Origin of the sequence: Mumia sp. (assembly GCF_028803055.1) — a bacterium.
Lineage (GTDB): Bacteria > Actinomycetota > Actinomycetes > Propionibacteriales > Nocardioidaceae > Mumia.
The window spans coordinates 1-15987 of the sequence record NZ_JARBCJ010000064.1 but is presented as its reverse complement, the minus strand read 5'-3'; the positions used below and the strand labels follow the sequence as shown (position 1 = coordinate 15987).

Sequence of the window (15987 nt, the reverse complement as noted above, 5' to 3'; positions counted from 1 at the left end):
GATCCCGTTGCCGCCGCCGGTGACGACGACACCCGCGCGATCGGGAAGCACGTCAGACCCCGCCGGTGAGGGTGAGCCCGCCGTCGACGACGATGTTCTGCCCGGTCAACCACCCGGAGTCGTCCGACAGCAGGAACGCGACCACGGAGGCGATGTCGGCCGGGACACCGAGGCGCTTCATCGGGTACGCCGACGCCACCTCGTCCTCTCGACCCTCGTACAGCGCCGACGCGAACCGCGTCTTCACGACCGCCGGCGCGACCGCGTTGACGCGCAGCTGCGGGCCGAGCTCGACCGCGAGCTCCTGGGTGATGTGGATGAGCATCGCCTTGGTGGCTCCGTAGAAGCCGATCCCGGGCGCCGGCTTCGTGCCCGCGACCGAGGCGACGTTGACGACCGTGCCGCCGTGGGTCTCCATCCAGGCAGCGTAGGCCCGCTGCGTCCAGGACAGGGCACTCAGCACGTTGACCGCGAACATCTTCTGCGCCGCCGCCAGGTCGAGATCGATCATGCGCCCGTAGACGGGGTTGATGCCGGTGTTGTTGACCAGGTGGTCGAGGGACCCGAACACCTCCAGCGTGCGCGCGACCGCCTCCTCCTGGTGGGCAGGGTCGTCAGCCTTGCCCGGGACGCCGATCGCCACCTCGGGGCCACCGAGGTGGACCACGGCCTCCTGCAGCGCCTCGTCGTTGCGGGCAGTCAGGCACACCCGCCCACCCTCGTCGACGATGCGCTGCGCGATGCCGAGCCCGATGCCACGGCTCGCCCCGGTGATGATCGCGGTGCGGCCCTCGAAGCGCTTCGCGCCGCCGGTCACGACAGCCTCTCGAGCACCATCGCCATGCCCATGCCGCCGCCGACGCACATCGACTCGACGCCGAACTGCTTGTCGTGGGTCTGGAGCGAGTTGATCAGCGTCGCCGTGATCCGAGCACCGGTCATGCCGAACGGGTGACCGACCGCGATCGCACCGCCGTTGACGTTGAGCGTGTCGATGTCGATGCCGAGCTGCTGGGCCGAGCCGAGCGACTGGACCGCGAACGCCTCGTTGATCTCGAACAGGTCGATGTCGCCGAGAGCCATCCCGGCGTTCTTGAGCGCCTGCGGGATCGCCTCCACCGGGCCGAGCCCCATGATCTCCGGGGAGAGACCGGTCACGCCGGTGGACACGATGCGCGCCAGCGGGGTGAGGCCGAGCTCCTTGGCGCGGGTGTCGCTCATGATCACCAGGGCCGCGGCGCCGTCGTTGAGCGGGCAGGCGTTGCCGGCGGTCACGGTGCCGTCGGGTCGGAAGACCGGCTTCAGCTGCGACACCGCCTCGTACGTCGTGCCGGGGCGGGGGCCGTCGTCGACGGTGACCTGGGTGCCGTCGGGCAGCGTGACCGGGGTGATCTCCCGCTCCCAGAAGCCGTCCTTGATGCGCTCCTCGGCGAGGTTCTGGCTGCGCACCGCGAAGCGGTCCTGCTCCTCGCGGCTCATGCCGAGGATCTGGGCGACGTTCTCGGCGGTCTGGCCCATCGCGATGTAGACGTCAGGGAGCCGGTCGTCCTCGCGCGGGTCGGTCCAGGTCTGACCACCCTTCGAGAGCTCCTCGGTGTGCTGCGCGGCATCGGCGAAGACCGGGTTGGTGATCTCCTGACCCGGGATCGCGTCGCTGTTGCCCTTGACGAAGCGGCTGACCGTCTCGACACCGGCCGAGATGTAGGCGTCGCCCTCGCCCGCCTTGATCGCGTGGAACGCCATCCGGGTGGACTGGAGGCTCGAGGAGCAGTAGCGGGTCACGGTGGTGCCGGGCAGGAAGTCGTAGCCGAGGAGCACAGAGACGACGCGCCCCATGTTCATCCCCTGCTCGCCACCCGGCAGACCGCACCCGAGGATGAGGTCGTTGATCTCGCGCGGGTCGAGCTCGGGCACCTTGTCGAGCGCGGCACGCACCATCTGCGCGGTGAGGTCGTCAGGACGCATGTCCTTGAGCGAGCCCTTGAAGGCACGGCCGATCGGCGAGCGCGTGGTGGAGACGATGACGGCTTCGGTCATGAGGATTCCTTGTCTGAGGGGCCGGATCTTGTCGTGTGGTCAGAGCCCGAGGTCGCGACCGATGAGCTCTTTCATGATCTCGTTGGAGCCCGCCCAGATCTTGGTGACACGGGCGTCACGCCAGGCACGGGCGACTCGGTACTCGTTCATGTAGCCGTACCCGCCGTGGATCTGGACGCAGTGGTCGAGCACCTCGTTCTGGACCTGCGACGACAGCCACTTGACCTTGGCCGCGTCGATCGCGGTCAGCTCGCGCGAGGTGTGCGCGAGCACGGCGGCGTCGACGTACGCCTCGACCGACTCGATCCGCGTCACGAGCTCGGCGAGGAGGAACTTGTTGTGCTGGAACGACCCGATCGGCTGCTTGAACGCGTGCCGCTCCTTGGCGTAGGCGATCGTCTCGAGCAGGATCTGCTTGGCGTGCGCGACGTTGGAGACGGCGCACGACAGCCGCTCCTGCGGGAGACGCTCCATCATCGCGATGAACCCGCGGTCGACCTCGCCGATCACCTGGTTGTCGCTCACCCGCACGTCGGAGAAGAACAGCTCGGCTGTGTCGGACTCGCTCTGGCCGACCTTGTCGAGCTTGCGGCCACGGGTGAAGCCGTCCATGCCGGTCTCGACGGCGAACAGCGTGATGCCCTTGGCGCCCTTCTCCGGGCTGGTGCGGGCCGCGACCACCACGAGGTCGGCGGACCAGCCGTTGGTGATGAAGGTCTTGGAGCCGTTGATGACCCACCCGTCACCATCGCGCACGGCGGTGGTCTTGAGCGCGGCCAGGTCGGAGCCGCCCGACGGCTCGGTCATCGCGATCGCGGTGAGCAGCTCGCCGGTCACGAAGCGCGGGAGCCACCGCGCCTTCTGCTCGTCGGTGGTGAGCTCGACGAGGTACGGCGCGACGATGTCGGAGTGGATGCCGGTGCACGACGGGAGGGCGGCGTTGACCTTGGACAGCTCCTCGGCGAGCACGGCGTTGAAGCGGAAGTCGCGTGCCTCGGCGCCGCCGAACGCCTCGGGGACCTCGAGGCCGAGCACGCCCTGCTTGCCGGCCTCGAGCCAGTAGTCACGCGGCAGGCCCTTGTCCTCGGCGTACGCATCGGCGTGGGGCAGGACGCTACGCTCGACGAACGCCGCGACCGATGCGCGGAATGCCTCGTGGTCGTCGTCGAAGATGGCTCGTTTCACGGAGTGCCTCCGGGTCATGGGGTCACGATCACCTAGAGTGTACTAAGCGATCGCTTAGCGCCAGGGGTCCCCCACCCCGCTGTCGAAGACCAGGAGCGCCCATGACCGAGGTTCCCGCACGCGAGCGGCTGATGGACGCCGCAGTCGAGGCGTTCGCCGAGCGTGGGTTCCACGCCACGACGACCCGCGACATCTCGACGCGGGCGGGCATGAGCCCGGCAGCGCTCTACGTGCACCACGCGTCCAAGGAGCAGCTCCTCTACGAGATCAGCTCGGCCGGCCACCTCAATACCCGCAACATGATCGCCGCCGCGTACGCCTCCACCGCCGACCCCGTCGAGCGGCTCGCCACCATCCAGTTCGAGTTCACGCGGTGGCACGCGGTCCACAGCAAGCGCGCCCGGGTGGTCCAGTACGAGATCTCTGCGCTCACGCCTGAGCACCGCAAGGAGGTCGCGGGCTACCGGCGCGACATCGAGCGCGTCTACCGCGACGCGATCGGCGAGGGCGTCGACAAGGGCGTCTTCGAGGTCAGCGATGTCCCTGGCACCGCGCTCGCCCTCATCTCCATGGCGATCGACCTCGTCCGCTGGTATCAGCCGGGTGGGCCTCGTACGCCCGAGGCTGTCGGCAACCTGTATGCCGACCTGGCGCTCCGAGCCGTGGGGGCCGTGCACCGCTGAGCACAGCAAGACGGCCGCCCCGGAGCCGTGGGCTCCAGGACGGCCGTCGTCGTCATCGACGTCCTCGGGACGTCGGTGTCGCGTGCTACTGGGCGAGGACGGCCTCGCCGGTGATGATGATGCTGATCTTGTCGCCGATCATGACCTTGTCACCCTCGAGCGGGATGTTGAAGTCGATGCCGAAGTCCTTGCGGCTGATCGTCGTGGTGGCCTCGATGCCCACGCGCGTCCCGCCCCACGGGTCCTGACCCTCGCCGAGGAAGTCGACGGCCAGCTCGACCGGGCGAGTGACGTCCTTGATCGTGAGGTCGCCACGCAGGACGAACTCGGTGTCGGACTTCTCGACGACGCCGGTCGACGTGAAGGTCATCGTCGGGTGGGTCTCCACCGAGAAGAAGTCGGACGAGCGCAGGTGGGCGTCACGATCAGGCGTGCCGGTGTTGATCGAGACGAGGTCGATCGTGGCGGTGGCGGTCGAGTCGGTGATCACGGGGGCGGTGGTGATGCTGCCCTCGAACCGCTCGAACTTGCCGCGAACCTTGCTCATGAGGTGGCGGACGGTGAAGCCGATCTCCGTGTGGGTCGGGTCGAACGTCCAGGTGCCTGTGGTGATCTGTGCCATGGGTTGCATCCTCTTCGGGCGGGTTGTGCTCGTCGGTCTGGTCTGGCGCTGGCGATCCGCTAGGTTCCTGCGGTTTCAACCAACTGCCGTCACGATAGCACAACTGATTTAAGATCCAACTATTCCCGCGCTACACTTCTCGCATGACCTCGACCACGCAGGCTTCCCCCGAGACACGCTGGCTCGACGACGGCCAGCAGGCGATCTGGCGGTCGTTCCTGGGCGGCTCGACGGTCTTCTTTGACCAGCTCGACCGCGACCTGAGGCGCGAGCACGACCTCTCGATGCCCGAGTACGAGATCCTCGTCCGCCTGTCCGAGGCCGACGACTGGACGCTGCGGATGGCCCAGCTCGCCGACCAGGTCTCCCACTCTCGCAGCCGGGTCACCCACACCGTCGCGCGCCTCGAGCGCGCAGGGCTGGTCGTGCGCCGCTCGTGCGTCTCGGACGGCCGCGGGGTCAACGCGCAGCTCACCGAGGCCGGCATGGAGCGGCTGCGCGAGGCAGCCCACACCCACGTCGGCGGCGTACGCCGATATCTGTTGGACAACGCCACCGACGAGGAGTTCGAGGTGATCGGTCGGGTTTTCGAGCGCATCCGCAACGACCTCGGCGGCGCGCGCTTCTGACCGACCCTCGGTGGATCAGTCGCGGGTGAGGCGCCGATAGGTCAGCGCGTGCGGCCGTGCAGCCTCGGGGCCGAGTCGCTCGACCTTGTTGGCCTCGTAGTCGGCGAAGTTGCCCTCGTACCAGTACCAGCGGGCTTGGTTCTCGGCGTCGCCCTCCCAGGCCAGCGTGTGGGTGGCGACCCGGTCGAGGAACCACCGGTCGTGGGAGACGACCACGGCACAGCCGGGGAAGTCGAGCAGCGCGTCCTCGAGCGACTGAAGCGTCTCGACGTCCAGGTCGTTGGTCGGCTCGTCCAGCAGCAGCAGGTTGCCGCCCATCTTGAGCGTCAGCGCCAGGTTGAGGCGGTTGCGCTCACCGCCGGAGAGGATGCCGGCACGCTTCTGCTGATCGGGCCCCTTGAATCCGAACGACGCGACGTAGGCGCGGCTCGGCATCTCGAAGTTGGCCACCTTGATGTGGTCGAGGCCGTCGGACACGACCTCCCACACGTTCTTGGAGGGGTCGATGCCCGACCGGGACTGGTCGACGTAGGAGATCTTGACCGTGGTGCCCACAGTGAGGTCGCCGGAGTCAGGCTGCTGCTCACCGGTGATCATCTTGAACAGCGTCGTCTTGCCGACGCCGTTGGGACCGACCACGCCGACGATGCCGGCACGCGGGAGCGAGAAGCTGAGGTTGTCGATCAGCGTCCGCTCGCCGAACGACTTCTTGAGGTCGCGGACGTCGAGGACCACGTCGCCCAGGCGGGGGCCCGGCGGGATGTTGATCTCGGAGAGGTCCACCGCTCGGCTGCGCTCGGCCTCGGCGGCGAGCTCCTCGTACCGGGCCAGACGCGACTTGCTCTTGGCCTGGCGGGCCTTCGGGTTCGAGCGGACCCACTCGAGCTCACGCTCGAGGATCTTCTGCCGCTTGGCGTCCTTCTTGCCCTCGACGACCAGCCGCTGCTGCTTCGTGTCGAGGTAGGTCGAGTAGTTGCCCTCGTACGGGTGGGTCTTGCCGCGGTCGAGCTCCAGGATCCACTGCGCCACGTTGTCGAGGAAGTAGCGGTCGTGGGTCACGGCCAGGACGGCGCCTGGGTACTTGGCGAGGTGCTGCTCGAGCCAGAGCACGCTCTCGGCGTCCAGGTGGTTGGTGGGCTCGTCGAGGAGGAGCAGGTCAGGCTGCTGGAGCAGGAGCTTGCACAGCGCGACACGCCGCCGCTCTCCACCCGACAGCTTGTCGACGAGGGCGTCCGGCGGCGGGCACCGCAGCGCGTCCATGGCCTGCTCGAGACGCGAGTCCAGGTCCCACGCGTTGGCGTGGTCGAGGGCGGTCTGGAGGTCGCCCATCTCCGCGAGAAGGGAGTCGAAGTCGGCGTCGGGGCTCGAGAGCTCCTCGCTGATCGCGTTGAAGCGGTCGAGCTTGCCCTTGATGTCGGCGACGGCCTCCTCGACGTTCTGGAGGACGGTCGCGCCGTCGGTGAGAGGCGGCTCCTGGAGGAGGATGCCGACGTTGGCCCCGGGATCGAGGTGGGCGTCGCCGTTGCTCGGCTGCTCCATGCCGGCCATCAGCTTGAGCAGGGTCGACTTGCCGGTGCCGTTAGGCCCGACGACACCGATCTTGGCCCCGTGGAGGAAGGAGAGCGTCACGTCGTCGAGGACGACCTTGTCGCCGAGCGACTTGCGGACGTTGCGCAGGGTGAAGACGTAGTCAGACATGATGGGTCAAGGGTAGGCGCTCCCCCGGCCGCCGCGTGAATCGGACCGTCGAGCGGCCTGCGGCCGCGACGGCCGGGACGGAAGCCGGGCGTCAGACAGCCACCGGCTCGCCCCGCGGAGCGGCCCCGTCGACGACGTGCGTGCTCTCGAACGCCGCGACCGCCTGACCCTCGCCGCCTGCGGGCTCGGGTGTCGCCGCGGGCTCGTTGCGGTGGAACTCGGTCGTCCCACGGTTGAGGTCGTGGCAGACCGCCGTCGCCTCGAGGACGTCGCGGCGGTGCTGCTCTCCGGTCTCCCGGTCTTGCCAGGAGTGGGTCCGGAGCCTGCCGATCACGACGATCGGGTCACCGAGGGCGAGGGAGGCAGCGGCGTTCTGGGCGAGAGCGCGGGTGGCCTTGACCGTGATCCACACGGTCTCGAGGTCGCGCCACCCGCCCTGCTGGCGGTCGTAGTAGCGAGGCGTGGATCCGACCCGGAACATCGCCCAGGCGAAGCCGTTGCTCTCCCTGAGATCCACCGGCGTGCCGAGGTTGCCGTAGACGGTCATCTGGTTGTCGCTCATGTGCTGCTCCAATCATCGGGGACATCCCGATGGTGGGGCCCGCCAGAGCGCGGCGGCAGCACGCCGCCGCCGGCTGTGGACGGCGGCGCGCTGTGCGCGACGTCAGATGCGGCGGCCCAGGGCCGTCGCGATGCCGCGGCGAACCTGGTCGTACGCGGCGAGCTCGTTGTCGACGGGCGCGAGGACCCGCTCGCTCGCGACGTCGACGATCGTCGCTCGGAGCGCCTCGTCGATCTCCTGCGCCCGGCGACTCGCTGAGGACTTCGCTGCCACCGTCGCGACCATCGCGAGCACCAGACCGATCACCAGCCCTCCGACCGAGAGGTAGACGGGCAGCCAGACTCCGCCGATCATCGGCGCCGCTGCGTCGCCGGTCACCTCCGCGCCGACCAGCGCGAGCAACCAGAGCAGACCCGCCACCGTCACCGCGAGCGCCGTCCACTGGACCGTCTTGACGACCGACCACCAGGTCGGCGCGCGGTCGAGACCCAGCCCGGTGCGGGACATCGCGTGGTCCAGCACGTCGGCCAGGTCGCGGTTCGGGACGACGACGGCGCGGCGTACGGACTGCACCCACGGCGGGGTCAGGCCGATCGTGGCCTTCTCGGCGACGTCGCGGACAGCCACGTCGACCGCCGGCCGCTGCACCCTCGCGCTCACGTCATCGAACTCGAGCGACCGCAGGGCCCCGCCCTCGGCGGCCGAGGGCCGCTTCGAGCGGCCGACGAACCGCAGCGGCGGCCACGTCGTCGCCGTGACCGCACGCGAGACGAGTGCCTTCTCGGCCGAGTCCGCGACCGCCGACACGCCCGCTGCCTCGGCGAGGGTCGCCACCAGCTGGTCGCGGTCGGAGTCGGTCAACCCGATCGCCGGCACGTCTCCGCTCATCTGCTCGAACGCCTTGGCGATGTGCTCGACGTCGGCACCGGTCCGCATCCCGGCGGCCTGCTTGTCCCGGATCTTGCGGACCAGCGCGCGCTTGAAGTCGTCCACGCCGTCGCCCCGCAGGGCGGACACCGCGATGAGCGGGACCCCCGCCAACCCGTCGTCGGCCAGGAGCCGGCGGACGTCCTGCAACGTCCCGTCCCACTTCTCGGGTGGCAGCCTGTCGATCTGGTTGAGCACGACCATGGTCACGCCGGCGTGGCGGGCCAACGGGCGGAGGTAGCGGTCGTGGATCGCCGCGTCGGCGTACTTCTGGGGATCGAGGACCCACACCAGGACGTCGGCGTACTGCACGAGCCGATCGACCTCGAGGTGGTGGCTCACCTCGGTCGAGTCGTGGTCGGGCAGGTCGAGGAGCACCAGCCCGTCGAGGTTCGTGTCGTCGGGGACGGTCCCGAGCGGGCTGGTCAGCGACATCTGCTGGCGCTCGGGGATGCCCATCCACTCGAGCAGGTCACGGGACCCGCTCTCGCCCCAGGCGACTGCCATCGCCCAGGAGGTGGTCGGGCGGCGCACGCCGACGGCCGACAGCTCGATGCCGGCCACCGCGTTGAACAGCGACGACTTGCCGGAGCCGGTGGCACCGGCGAGTGCGACGACCGTACGGTCGCTGGCCAGGCGCAGGCGGTCCGCGGCGCGACGGACGACGGTGGCGCCCTCGTTCACCAGGCCAGGGTCGAGCCGGCCGGAGGCGGCATCCACGGCGGCGGCGAGGCCGTCGACGCGCGCGGCGACGTCACCGCCATTCGTGCTGAACAGCGGTGCGGGTGGGGTGTCGTTCACGTCAGTCCCAGTCCTCGGGGATCAGGTCGGTGTGGCGTGCATCCTCGGCGGCCCGAGCAGCGGCTCGAATGCTATCGGCTGCCGAGGGTGCTGCGGCAGCCCGTGCGAGCACGTCGTAAAAACGCTGGCGTTCGTCTCGCAGAACGGTCGCGGCTCGCCGGAGAAGGTCTTCTTTGGCGAGGTCGAGCAGCTGTCGCGCCGTCGTCTCCCCGAAGACGTCGATGAGCAGCTCACGGGCCGTCGAGGCCCCGGTGGCGATCTCCTCGTCGCGGGGTGCGAGCTCGTTGATGACGCAGACGCCGAGCGTGACCGCGGAGCCGGTCGTGCCGAGGGCGAGGAAGCGGGACGTCATCCGGCGTTCGGAGCCCTCCGCGCGCACGATCTCGGTGCAGGCCTCGATCCAGTCGGCGGCGATCCGCTCGGCTCGCGGACGCAGCATGCGGTTGGCACGCTCCAGGTCGCGGCCGGCGTTGCGCAGGAGGATGGCGCCGGCAGGCACCTGCTCCCACAGCTGGTACGCCGCGTGGGCGCCGGCCTCGGCCTGCTCGAGCAGCAGCAGCTCGACGTTGTGGGACAAGCTCTCCTGCACCTCGTTGACGCGCGCTCGACGGCCGCGGACGCTGTCCACGATGCGGTCGCGCAGTCGCCCGATCTTGTCCTCGTTGCCGCGCAGCAGGTCGCCGGAGCCGGCGAAGTCGCGCCAGCGCGCGGCCAGCTCGCCGCGCATCAGCGTGCCGTCGGAGAGGCTCTTGGCGAACGCGGCCTCAGCGCCGTTGTAAGCGCGGTCCACGTCCTCGACGAGCCCGGTGAGCACCGTGCCCTGCTCGGCGACGGCGTCGGCGACGTCGAAGGCCCCGAAGACGATCTTGCGCACCGCGCCGTCGAGGGTCTGGGTCACGATCGACGCACGCACCTCAGGGTCGCCCGCCAGGTCGTGGAGCCAGTTGAGGATCGGGGCGACCGCGCTCGGCGGCAGAAGTCCGTCGTCGTCGACCTCGGCCTCCAGGACCGTGAACAAGGGCGAGTCCTTCAGGCCACGTGCGGTGAGCATGCGGGCCAGGTGGCCGCGGACCTCGCCCATCGACTGGTCGGGCGTACGGTCCAGCACGATCGCGACGGCGGCACTGCGCTCGGCGGCCTCGCGCAGGTAGTCCCACGGGACCTGGTCGGCGTACCGTGCGGCCGAGGTGACGAACAGCCAGAGATCTGCCGCGGCGAGCAGCTCGCTCGCGAGCCGACGGTTCTCGGCCTCGACGGAGTCGACGTCAGGGGCGTCGAGGAGCGCGAGGCCCTTGGGGACGGTGTGCGCGGGCACCAGCGTCAGCGCCCGGGTGTCGTGCGACTGGGTGGTCGCACGCGCCAGGTCGGGCAGGATGCGGTCGGGCTGGAACCACTCGGCGTCGGCGGGGTTGTGCACCAGCACCGCTGACCGCGTCGTGGGCCGCAGGACCCCCGAGGCGGTGACCCGGCGGCCGACGAGCGAGTTGACCAGCGTGGACTTGCCTGCGCCCGTCGACCCGCCGACCACCGTCAGCAAGGGCGCGTCGAGCTGCACCAGGCGAGGCAGCACGTAGTCGTCGAGCTGTGACAGCAGTCGGCGCTGCGCCTCGCGCCCGTCGGACGCCCCCGCGATCTCCAGCCCGAGAGCAGCACCGCTCAGCTCGGCGCGCAGCTTGAGCAGCGCAGCGAGCAGGGTGGCGGTAGAACCGTCCCTCGACACTCGGACCTCCGGGAGAGTGGGTGTGCTTGCCCCGGCCTCAGCGTAGTGGAGAGCACCACGCTTGACGCACCGGTGACCGGGGACGAGCCCGTCAGGTGGTCGCGGTCACTCTCGACGATGCGGCTCGGGGCTGTCAGGCCCCGGCGCGTTCGGGGGTACGTCGGCCGGTCGCGGCTGCGGCCGAGGGGCGTACGGGGTGTTCATCCCGTAGTGCGGCGCAGCAGGCCCAGGCGGGACGGACGGCGCCCGACCGTAGGGAGGGACCGCGTACGGGCCGGGACCGTGGGTCTGGCCGTAGCCCTGCCCGTACGGGCCGACCGGGGGCGAGGCGAAGCGCAGCGGCGGCGGGAGGACGACGTACGGCCGGAGGATCCGCATCTCGGCGAGGAAGGCGTCGACGCGCTCCACGGCGTGCGGCTTGGGCATCCGGTCGATCACTCCCGCGTACAGGAACGCCATCGTGATCGCGTCGCGCTGGTAGCGCCGCGTCGCCTTGGCCGAGATCCGGCCACCGTGCGTCCGTGCGTGCTTGACCGCCTTGCGCCGGTAGGAGAGGGAAGCGATGAACGGGATCTCGTCTGCGACGAGCCATCCTCGGCGCGCGATGTCGGTCAGCGCACGCGTCAGGTAGCGGCCCTGGTTGCGTCGCGCGACGGCGGCGAGGACCACGGTGGCCGCGAGCAGGAGACCGGTGAAGGCGTACGCGATGAGGAAACCGCCGCCCCCCAGATAGCTCACGCCGCCGTTCCAGATGCCGTGCAGCAGGACGCTCCCGAGCAGACCCGCGGACCACAGGAGTGCGCGCTTGAGGCGGGAACGCTGACTCACGGCGAGACCGACCGCGATGCCGAAGGCGGCGGTGAACATCGGGTGCGCGAACGGGCTCATGATGCCGCGGAGGACGAAGGTCACGGTCGTGGCGCCGGCCCCCTCGATGCCTGTCTCGTCGATGCCGACGTACGCGCCGGCGTAGTAGCCGATGTTCTCGACGAAGGCGAAGCCCAGCCCGACGAGCCCGGCGAAGACCAGCCCGTCGATGACCCCGTCGATCACGCGTCGCATCCGCAGGAAGGTCAGCACGAGGAAGAGGCACTTGGCCGGTTCCTCGGTCACCGGTGCGATGAAGGTCGCGAGCACCGGGTCGGAGAGGTCGAACGTCTCGGAGACGAAGATCTGCGCCGCGAGCGCGATCGCGACGGCCACGACTCCACCCCAGACCACCGCGGCCAGCTTGTAGTGCCACGGCTCCGGCTCGTAGCGGTCGAGCCAGAAGAAGCAGCCGAGCAGAGCGGGCAGAGGGAGAAGCGCGTACAGCAGGCTCAGCCCGCTCCCGGCCGCGTCGCCGCTCCCGACGGCGAAGAAGCCGGCGCCCACCACACCGATCACCGCGGTGATGAGCATGAGCACGACCAGCAGCGTGTGCCCCCGCTGCCACATGGGGTCGCGCAGCCGAGGAAGCGGCCCTGGCGGGACCGGCGACGAAGGGGGCTGCGGCAGACGCGCCGCAAACGGCGGGGACACAGGGAGAACCCTAGCGGCGAGCGCCGAGAGCGACGTCGCCGCTAGGGTTGGTTCCCGTGAGCGCCCGTAGCTCAGCTGGACAGAGCAGCGGCCTTCTAATCCGCCGGTCGCAGGTTCGAATCCTGCCGGGCGCGCTCAGCTCTCCAGAGCAGCGTCGAGCTCGATCTCCGGGACGGAGGCGAGCGCCTTGCTCACCGGGCAGTCCTTCTTGGTCTGCTCGGCGACCTCGGTGAACTGCTCGGCCGTCAGGCCGTCGACCTTCGCACGGACGGTCAGCGTGATCGTGGAGATGAGCAGCCCACCACCCTCACGGTCGGGACGGACGGTGACGTCGGCCCGCACCGTAGAGGACTGCGGCGTGCCTCCGGCCTTCGCGATCCCGCCCGACAGCGCCATCGCGTAGCAGGCCGCGTGCGCCGCCGCGAGGAGCTCCTCCGGGCTGGTCACCCCCTCGGCCTCGTCGGCGATCCGCCGCGGGAACGAGACCTCGTACGATCCGGCTCCGGAGGTGTCGAGGTTGACCCGTCCTGATCCGTCCTGCAGCCCGCCGGTCCACTGTGTCGTCGCGGTGCGTGTGGCCATGGTGTCGCTCCCGTCGTTCGTCGGTGGTGTTCCTGCCCCACCGTAGAGACGCGACGCCCCGCACGCACAAGGCGTACGGGGCGTCGATCGCGATCGCTCGACCTGCGGGCGTCAGCCTGCCTTCGCGGCGGTCACCGCCGCCTCGAGGTCTGCGGGCGTCGGGATGTTGCCGCCGGAGCCGGTCACCGCGGTGCCGTCGACCCACACCGTCGGGGTCCCGGACACCTGCTGCCCCTCGGAGTCCTTGGAGGCGAACGCCTCGTCGGTGACCTCGCTCGTGCTGCCCGGCGGGTTGCCGGCCCACTCACGGAACGGACGACCCTTGATGCAGTCGGTCGCTGCCCCGGCGCCGACCTGGTCGGCCCACTCGACGAGCTGGTCCTCGTCGACGTCGGTGCTGGTCTCGTCGGGCTGGTTCTGATAGACGGTGCGCGTGTAGTCGACCCAGCCCTTGGCGCCGGCCTCCTCGAACACGCACATCGACGCCGCCAGCGCGGCGCCGGAGAACTCGTTGAGGAACGCGACCGGGCGGTACTCGACCTCGATCGCCCCGGCGGCGACCTGCTCGTCGATCCAGCCACCCGAGGTCTCCTCGAAGGCCTTGCAGACCGGGCACTGGAGGTCCTCGAAGATGGTCAGCTTGACCGGGTCCGGCTGGGCGGTGCCGCCCAGGTCCTCGGCGGTGACCAGCACGCCACCGTCCTTGGTGAGCCCCTTGGGAGTGCGGACCTCGTCACCGGCGGAGTCGTCCATCACCGACTTCACGGCGAAGCCCGCACCGGCGATGACGATGAGCACCGCGGCGACGACCGCCGCCGTGATGAGGGTGCGGCGACGCTTGTCCTGCCGCTCCTTCTCCTTGCGCATCTGCTCAGCGCGTTCACGACGGCTTCGCGAGCTCTCGGCTGCCATGGGTCACCTCGCCTTCGCGGCCGCGACGGCCTTCTGGATGTCGGCGAGCCCGGGGACGGTCGGCTTGCCGTCGGAGCCCTCGGGTCCGTTGACCGTGGCGCCGTCCACCCACACCGTCGGCGTGCCGGAGAGCTTCTCGCCCTCGGAGTCGGGCTGGTCGAACGACGCCTTGGTCGCCGGGTCGGTCCAGTCGCGGAAGGGACGACCCTTGATGCAGGTCGCTGCTCCGGGCGCTCCGGCCTGCTCGGCCATGTCGACGTAGTCCTTCTCGTCCAGGCCCGAGCCCTCCGTGGGCTGGCTGGCGAAGGCGAGCTTCGCGAAGTCGCGGTAGGCCTTGGACCCGCCCTCCTCGAAGACGCACATCGCGGCGCCCATCGTGTCGTGGGAGAAGTCGGACAGGAACGCCACCGGACGGAACTCCACGTCGATCGCACCTGCCGCGACCTGCTCGTCGATCCAGTCGCCGGTCTCGTCCTCGAAGGTCTTGCAGTGCGGGCACGCGAAGTCCTCGAACACCGTCACCTTGACCGGGTCGGAGGCGGCGGAGCCGCCGAGGTCGGTGGCGGTCAGCACCACGCCACCGTCGTCGGTCAGGCCGCCGGGAGCACGCGTGGGCTCGTCGGCGGAGTTGTCGACCGCCGACTTCACGGCGAAGCCTGCTCCACCGATCACGACCAGCACGACCGCGACGATCGCGGCGGTGATGAGGGTGCGGCGACGCTTGTCCTTCCGCTCTCGCTCCATGCGCATCTGCTCCGCGCGCTCACGCCGCGCGCGCTTGTCATCCCTGCTGGCCACCTGGCTCAACCATCCTTCGCCTACGGACACGTGTCCCCCGTCCAACGCGCGGCACAGCGTCGCACGTTCCCAGGGACAGCTACCAGGCTACCGGTCGGTGTCCGCCCTTCCCGCTAGGGTTGATCGTCGTGGACACGCTTGTATGGATCGACTGCGAGATGACCGGGCTCGACCTCGAGCGCGACGCGCTCATCGAGGTGGCCGCGATCGTCACCGACTTCGAGCTCAACCCGATCGCCGACGGCATCGACGTGGTGATCAAGCCGCCACGTGAAGCCCTCGACCAGATGAACGAGGTCGTCACGCAGATGCACACCGCGTCGGGCCTCCTGACCGAGCTCGATGCTGGTCTGCCGCTCGCCGACGCCGAGCAGGTCGTCCTCGACTACATCAAGCAGCACGTCCCCGAGGCCGGCAAGGCGCCGCTCGCAGGCAACTCGATCGGCACCGACCGCGCGTTCCTCCTGCGCGACATGCCCGAGCTCGAGGGCTACCTGCACTACCGGGTCGTCGACGTCTCCTCCATCAAGGAGCTCTCGCGCCGCTGGTATCCGCGCACCTACTTCAACAGCCCGGCCAAGACCGGCAACCACCGGGCGCTGGCCGACATCCTCGAGAGCATCGAGGAGCTGCGCTACTACCGCGCCGCCGTCTTCGTCCCCGAGCCCGGGCCGGACAGCGAGACCGCCAAGGCGCTCGCCGCAGAGCACTCCGGATCGCTCCGCGCGACGGTTCCGGCGGCGCCCGAGACAGACGCCGCGGTGGAGCAGGTGGACCCGACCCGGATTTCGGACGACGAAGGCTGACCCGCTACACTCGTCTGGCCGCACTCGGTACGAGCCGGGTCGCGCGCGGTGGGTGTAGCTCAGTTGGTAGAGCACCGGCTTGTGGTGCCGGTGGTCGCGGGTTCAAGTCCCGTCATCCACCCCGATGAGGCCCGGTCAGGACGATGTCCCGACCGGGCTTCTCCCGTTCCTGGGAAGCCTTGCCCCTCGTCGGGCGTTGACCCCGACGTCGACGCGTCCACGTCGGCGCAGTCGAGGAGGAGGTCGCGGTGCACGGCGAGTACAAGGTCCCCGGAGGCAAGCTGGTGGTCGTCGACCTCGAGGTGGTCGACGGCCGGCTCAAGGACGTCCGGCTGTCGGGCGACTTCTTCCTCGAGCCCGACGACGGGCTCGACCGGATCACCGACGCGCTCGAGGGTCAGCCGGCCGACGCCTCGGTGGGGTCGTACGCGAGCGCCGTCGAGGACGCGCTCGAGGACGCCACGATGATCGGCTTCGACCCGCGCTCCGTCGGCTTCGCGGTGG

At 69.9% G+C, this 15987-nt stretch carries 15 protein-coding genes, 2 tRNA genes and 1 pseudogene; 6 read left to right on the top strand and 12 right to left on the bottom strand.

What is annotated here, in order from left to right; translation table 11 throughout:
* Positions 1 to 52 precede the first annotated feature (52 nt).
* From PV363_RS08225 to PV363_RS08215, 3 genes are read right to left on the bottom strand one after another with little or no spacing between them, the layout of a single operon-like run.
* Complete coding sequence (locus PV363_RS08225; RefSeq protein WP_220341124.1) at positions 53 to 817, bottom strand: SDR family oxidoreductase; 765 nt, start codon at positions 815 to 817, stop codon at positions 53 to 55.
* Positions 814 to 2037 carry an acetyl-CoA C-acetyltransferase gene (locus PV363_RS08220; protein ID WP_220341123.1) on the bottom strand — a complete coding sequence of 408 codons (1224 nt, stop codon included), beginning with the start codon at positions 2035 to 2037 and terminating at the stop codon, positions 814 to 816. The genes PV363_RS08225 and PV363_RS08220 overlap by 4 nt, the downstream gene beginning before the upstream one ends.
* A 39-nt stretch (positions 2038 to 2076) precedes the next feature.
* Positions 2077 to 3222 carry an acyl-CoA dehydrogenase family protein gene (locus tag PV363_RS08215; RefSeq protein ID WP_301022095.1) on the bottom strand — a complete coding sequence of 382 codons (1146 nt, stop codon included), beginning with the start codon at positions 3220 to 3222 and terminating at the stop codon, positions 2077 to 2079.
* Between the two features lie 101 nt (positions 3223 to 3323).
* On the opposite strand from PV363_RS08215, the gene PV363_RS08210 reads away from it, so the two are divergent.
* On the top strand, positions 3324 to 3905 hold the full coding sequence (locus PV363_RS08210; RefSeq protein ID WP_220341121.1) for a TetR/AcrR family transcriptional regulator: 582 nt from the start codon (positions 3324 to 3326) through the stop codon (positions 3903 to 3905).
* An 85-nt stretch (positions 3906 to 3990) separates the two neighbouring features.
* Here the strand turns inward: PV363_RS08210 and PV363_RS08205 are convergent, their stop codons facing one another.
* Positions 3991 to 4527: a YceI family protein gene (locus PV363_RS08205; protein WP_255559266.1), complete on the bottom strand. Its 537-nt coding sequence runs from the start codon at positions 4525 to 4527 to the stop codon at positions 3991 to 3993.
* A gap of 143 nt (positions 4528 to 4670) precedes the next feature.
* Between PV363_RS08205 and PV363_RS08200 the strand changes: the two genes are divergently transcribed.
* Positions 4671 to 5156, top strand: a complete 486-nt coding sequence (locus PV363_RS08200) for a MarR family transcriptional regulator (protein ID WP_220341119.1) — start codon at positions 4671 to 4673, stop codon at positions 5154 to 5156.
* A gap of 15 nt (positions 5157 to 5171) precedes the next feature.
* Here PV363_RS08200 and ettA read toward each other — a convergent pair whose 3' ends face one another.
* The 5 genes from ettA to PV363_RS08175 all read right to left on the bottom strand — a co-directional run bounded on the left by ettA (position 5172) and on the right by PV363_RS08175 (position 12385).
* Complete coding sequence (gene ettA, locus PV363_RS08195; RefSeq protein ID WP_301022094.1) at positions 5172 to 6854, bottom strand: energy-dependent translational throttle protein EttA; 1683 nt, start codon at positions 6852 to 6854, stop codon at positions 5172 to 5174.
* A gap of 91 nt (positions 6855 to 6945) precedes the next feature.
* On the bottom strand, positions 6946 to 7416 hold the full coding sequence (locus PV363_RS08190) for a single-stranded DNA-binding protein (protein WP_220365473.1): 471 nt from the start codon (positions 7414 to 7416) through the stop codon (positions 6946 to 6948).
* A gap of 102 nt (positions 7417 to 7518) precedes the next feature.
* On the bottom strand, positions 7519 to 9144 hold the full coding sequence (locus tag PV363_RS08185; RefSeq protein WP_220346812.1) for a GTPase: 1626 nt from the start codon (positions 9142 to 9144) through the stop codon (positions 7519 to 7521).
* Position 9145: 1 nt separating this feature from the next.
* Positions 9146 to 10864 carry a dynamin family protein gene (locus PV363_RS08180; protein WP_301022093.1) on the bottom strand — a complete coding sequence of 573 codons (1719 nt, stop codon included), beginning with the start codon at positions 10862 to 10864 and terminating at the stop codon, positions 9146 to 9148.
* Positions 10865 to 10969: 105 nt separating this feature from the next.
* A complete protein-coding gene (locus tag PV363_RS08175; protein WP_220341115.1) occupies positions 10970 to 12385 on the bottom strand; it encodes a PrsW family glutamic-type intramembrane protease in 1416 nt (471 codons plus the stop codon).
* A gap of 60 nt (positions 12386 to 12445) precedes the next feature.
* Between PV363_RS08175 and PV363_RS08170 the strand changes: the two genes are divergently transcribed.
* Positions 12446 to 12519: transfer RNA gene (locus tag PV363_RS08170), tRNA-Arg, on the top strand.
* Position 12520: 1 nt separating this feature from the next.
* On the opposite strand, the gene PV363_RS08165 is transcribed toward PV363_RS08170, so the two are convergent.
* From PV363_RS08165 to PV363_RS08155, 3 genes are all read right to left on the bottom strand, one after another.
* Complete coding sequence (locus PV363_RS08165) at positions 12521 to 12967, bottom strand: OsmC family peroxiredoxin (RefSeq protein ID WP_220341114.1); 447 nt, start codon at positions 12965 to 12967, stop codon at positions 12521 to 12523.
* Between the two features lie 111 nt (positions 12968 to 13078).
* The gene (locus tag PV363_RS08160) at positions 13079 to 13879 is read right to left on the bottom strand and encodes a thioredoxin domain-containing protein (protein WP_220341113.1); all 801 of its coding nucleotides are present in this window, start codon (positions 13877 to 13879) and stop codon (positions 13079 to 13081) included.
* Positions 13880 to 13882: 3 nt separating this feature from the next.
* Positions 13883 to 14677 (bottom strand): thioredoxin domain-containing protein, encoded by a 795-nt coding sequence (locus tag PV363_RS08155; RefSeq protein ID WP_220341112.1) that lies wholly within the window; start codon positions 14675 to 14677, stop codon positions 13883 to 13885.
* Positions 14678 to 14796: 119 nt separating this feature from the next.
* Between PV363_RS08155 and orn the strand changes: the two genes are divergently transcribed.
* From orn to PV363_RS08140, 3 genes and pseudogenes are all read left to right on the top strand, one after another.
* Complete coding sequence (orn, locus tag PV363_RS08150) at positions 14797 to 15483, top strand: oligoribonuclease (protein WP_220341111.1); 687 nt, start codon at positions 14797 to 14799, stop codon at positions 15481 to 15483.
* 48 nt (positions 15484 to 15531) lie between these two features.
* A tRNA-His gene (locus PV363_RS08145) sits at positions 15532 to 15604 on the top strand.
* Between the two features lie 127 nt (positions 15605 to 15731).
* Positions 15732 to 15987 (top strand): annotated as a pseudogene (locus PV363_RS08140) (lipoate protein ligase C-terminal domain-containing protein); the annotation flags it as partial.

What these genes read in the sequence shown, in the direction of transcription:
- PV363_RS08210 (WP_220341121.1), top strand. Translation starts at nt 3,324, where the DNA reads ATGACCGAGGTTCCCGCACGCGAGCGGCTGATGGACGCCGCAGTCGAG.
- PV363_RS08220 (WP_220341123.1), bottom strand. Translation starts at nt 2,037, where the DNA reads ATGACCGAAGCCGTCATCGTCTCCACCACGCGCTCGCCGATCGGCCGT.
- ettA (WP_301022094.1), bottom strand. Translation starts at nt 6,854, where the DNA reads ATGTCTGACTACGTCTTCACCCTGCGCAACGTCCGCAAGTCGCTCGGC.
- PV363_RS08205 (WP_255559266.1), bottom strand. Translation starts at nt 4,527, where the DNA reads ATGGCACAGATCACCACAGGCACCTGGACGTTCGACCCGACCCACACG.
- PV363_RS08190 (WP_220365473.1), bottom strand. Translation starts at nt 7,416, where the DNA reads ATGAGCGACAACCAGATGACCGTCTACGGCAACCTCGGCACGCCGGTG.
- PV363_RS08200 (WP_220341119.1), top strand. Translation starts at nt 4,671, where the DNA reads ATGACCTCGACCACGCAGGCTTCCCCCGAGACACGCTGGCTCGACGAC.
- PV363_RS08165 (WP_220341114.1), bottom strand. Translation starts at nt 12,967, where the DNA reads ATGGCCACACGCACCGCGACGACACAGTGGACCGGCGGGCTGCAGGAC.
- PV363_RS08160 (WP_220341113.1), bottom strand. Translation starts at nt 13,879, where the DNA reads ATGGCAGCCGAGAGCTCGCGAAGCCGTCGTGAACGCGCTGAGCAGATG.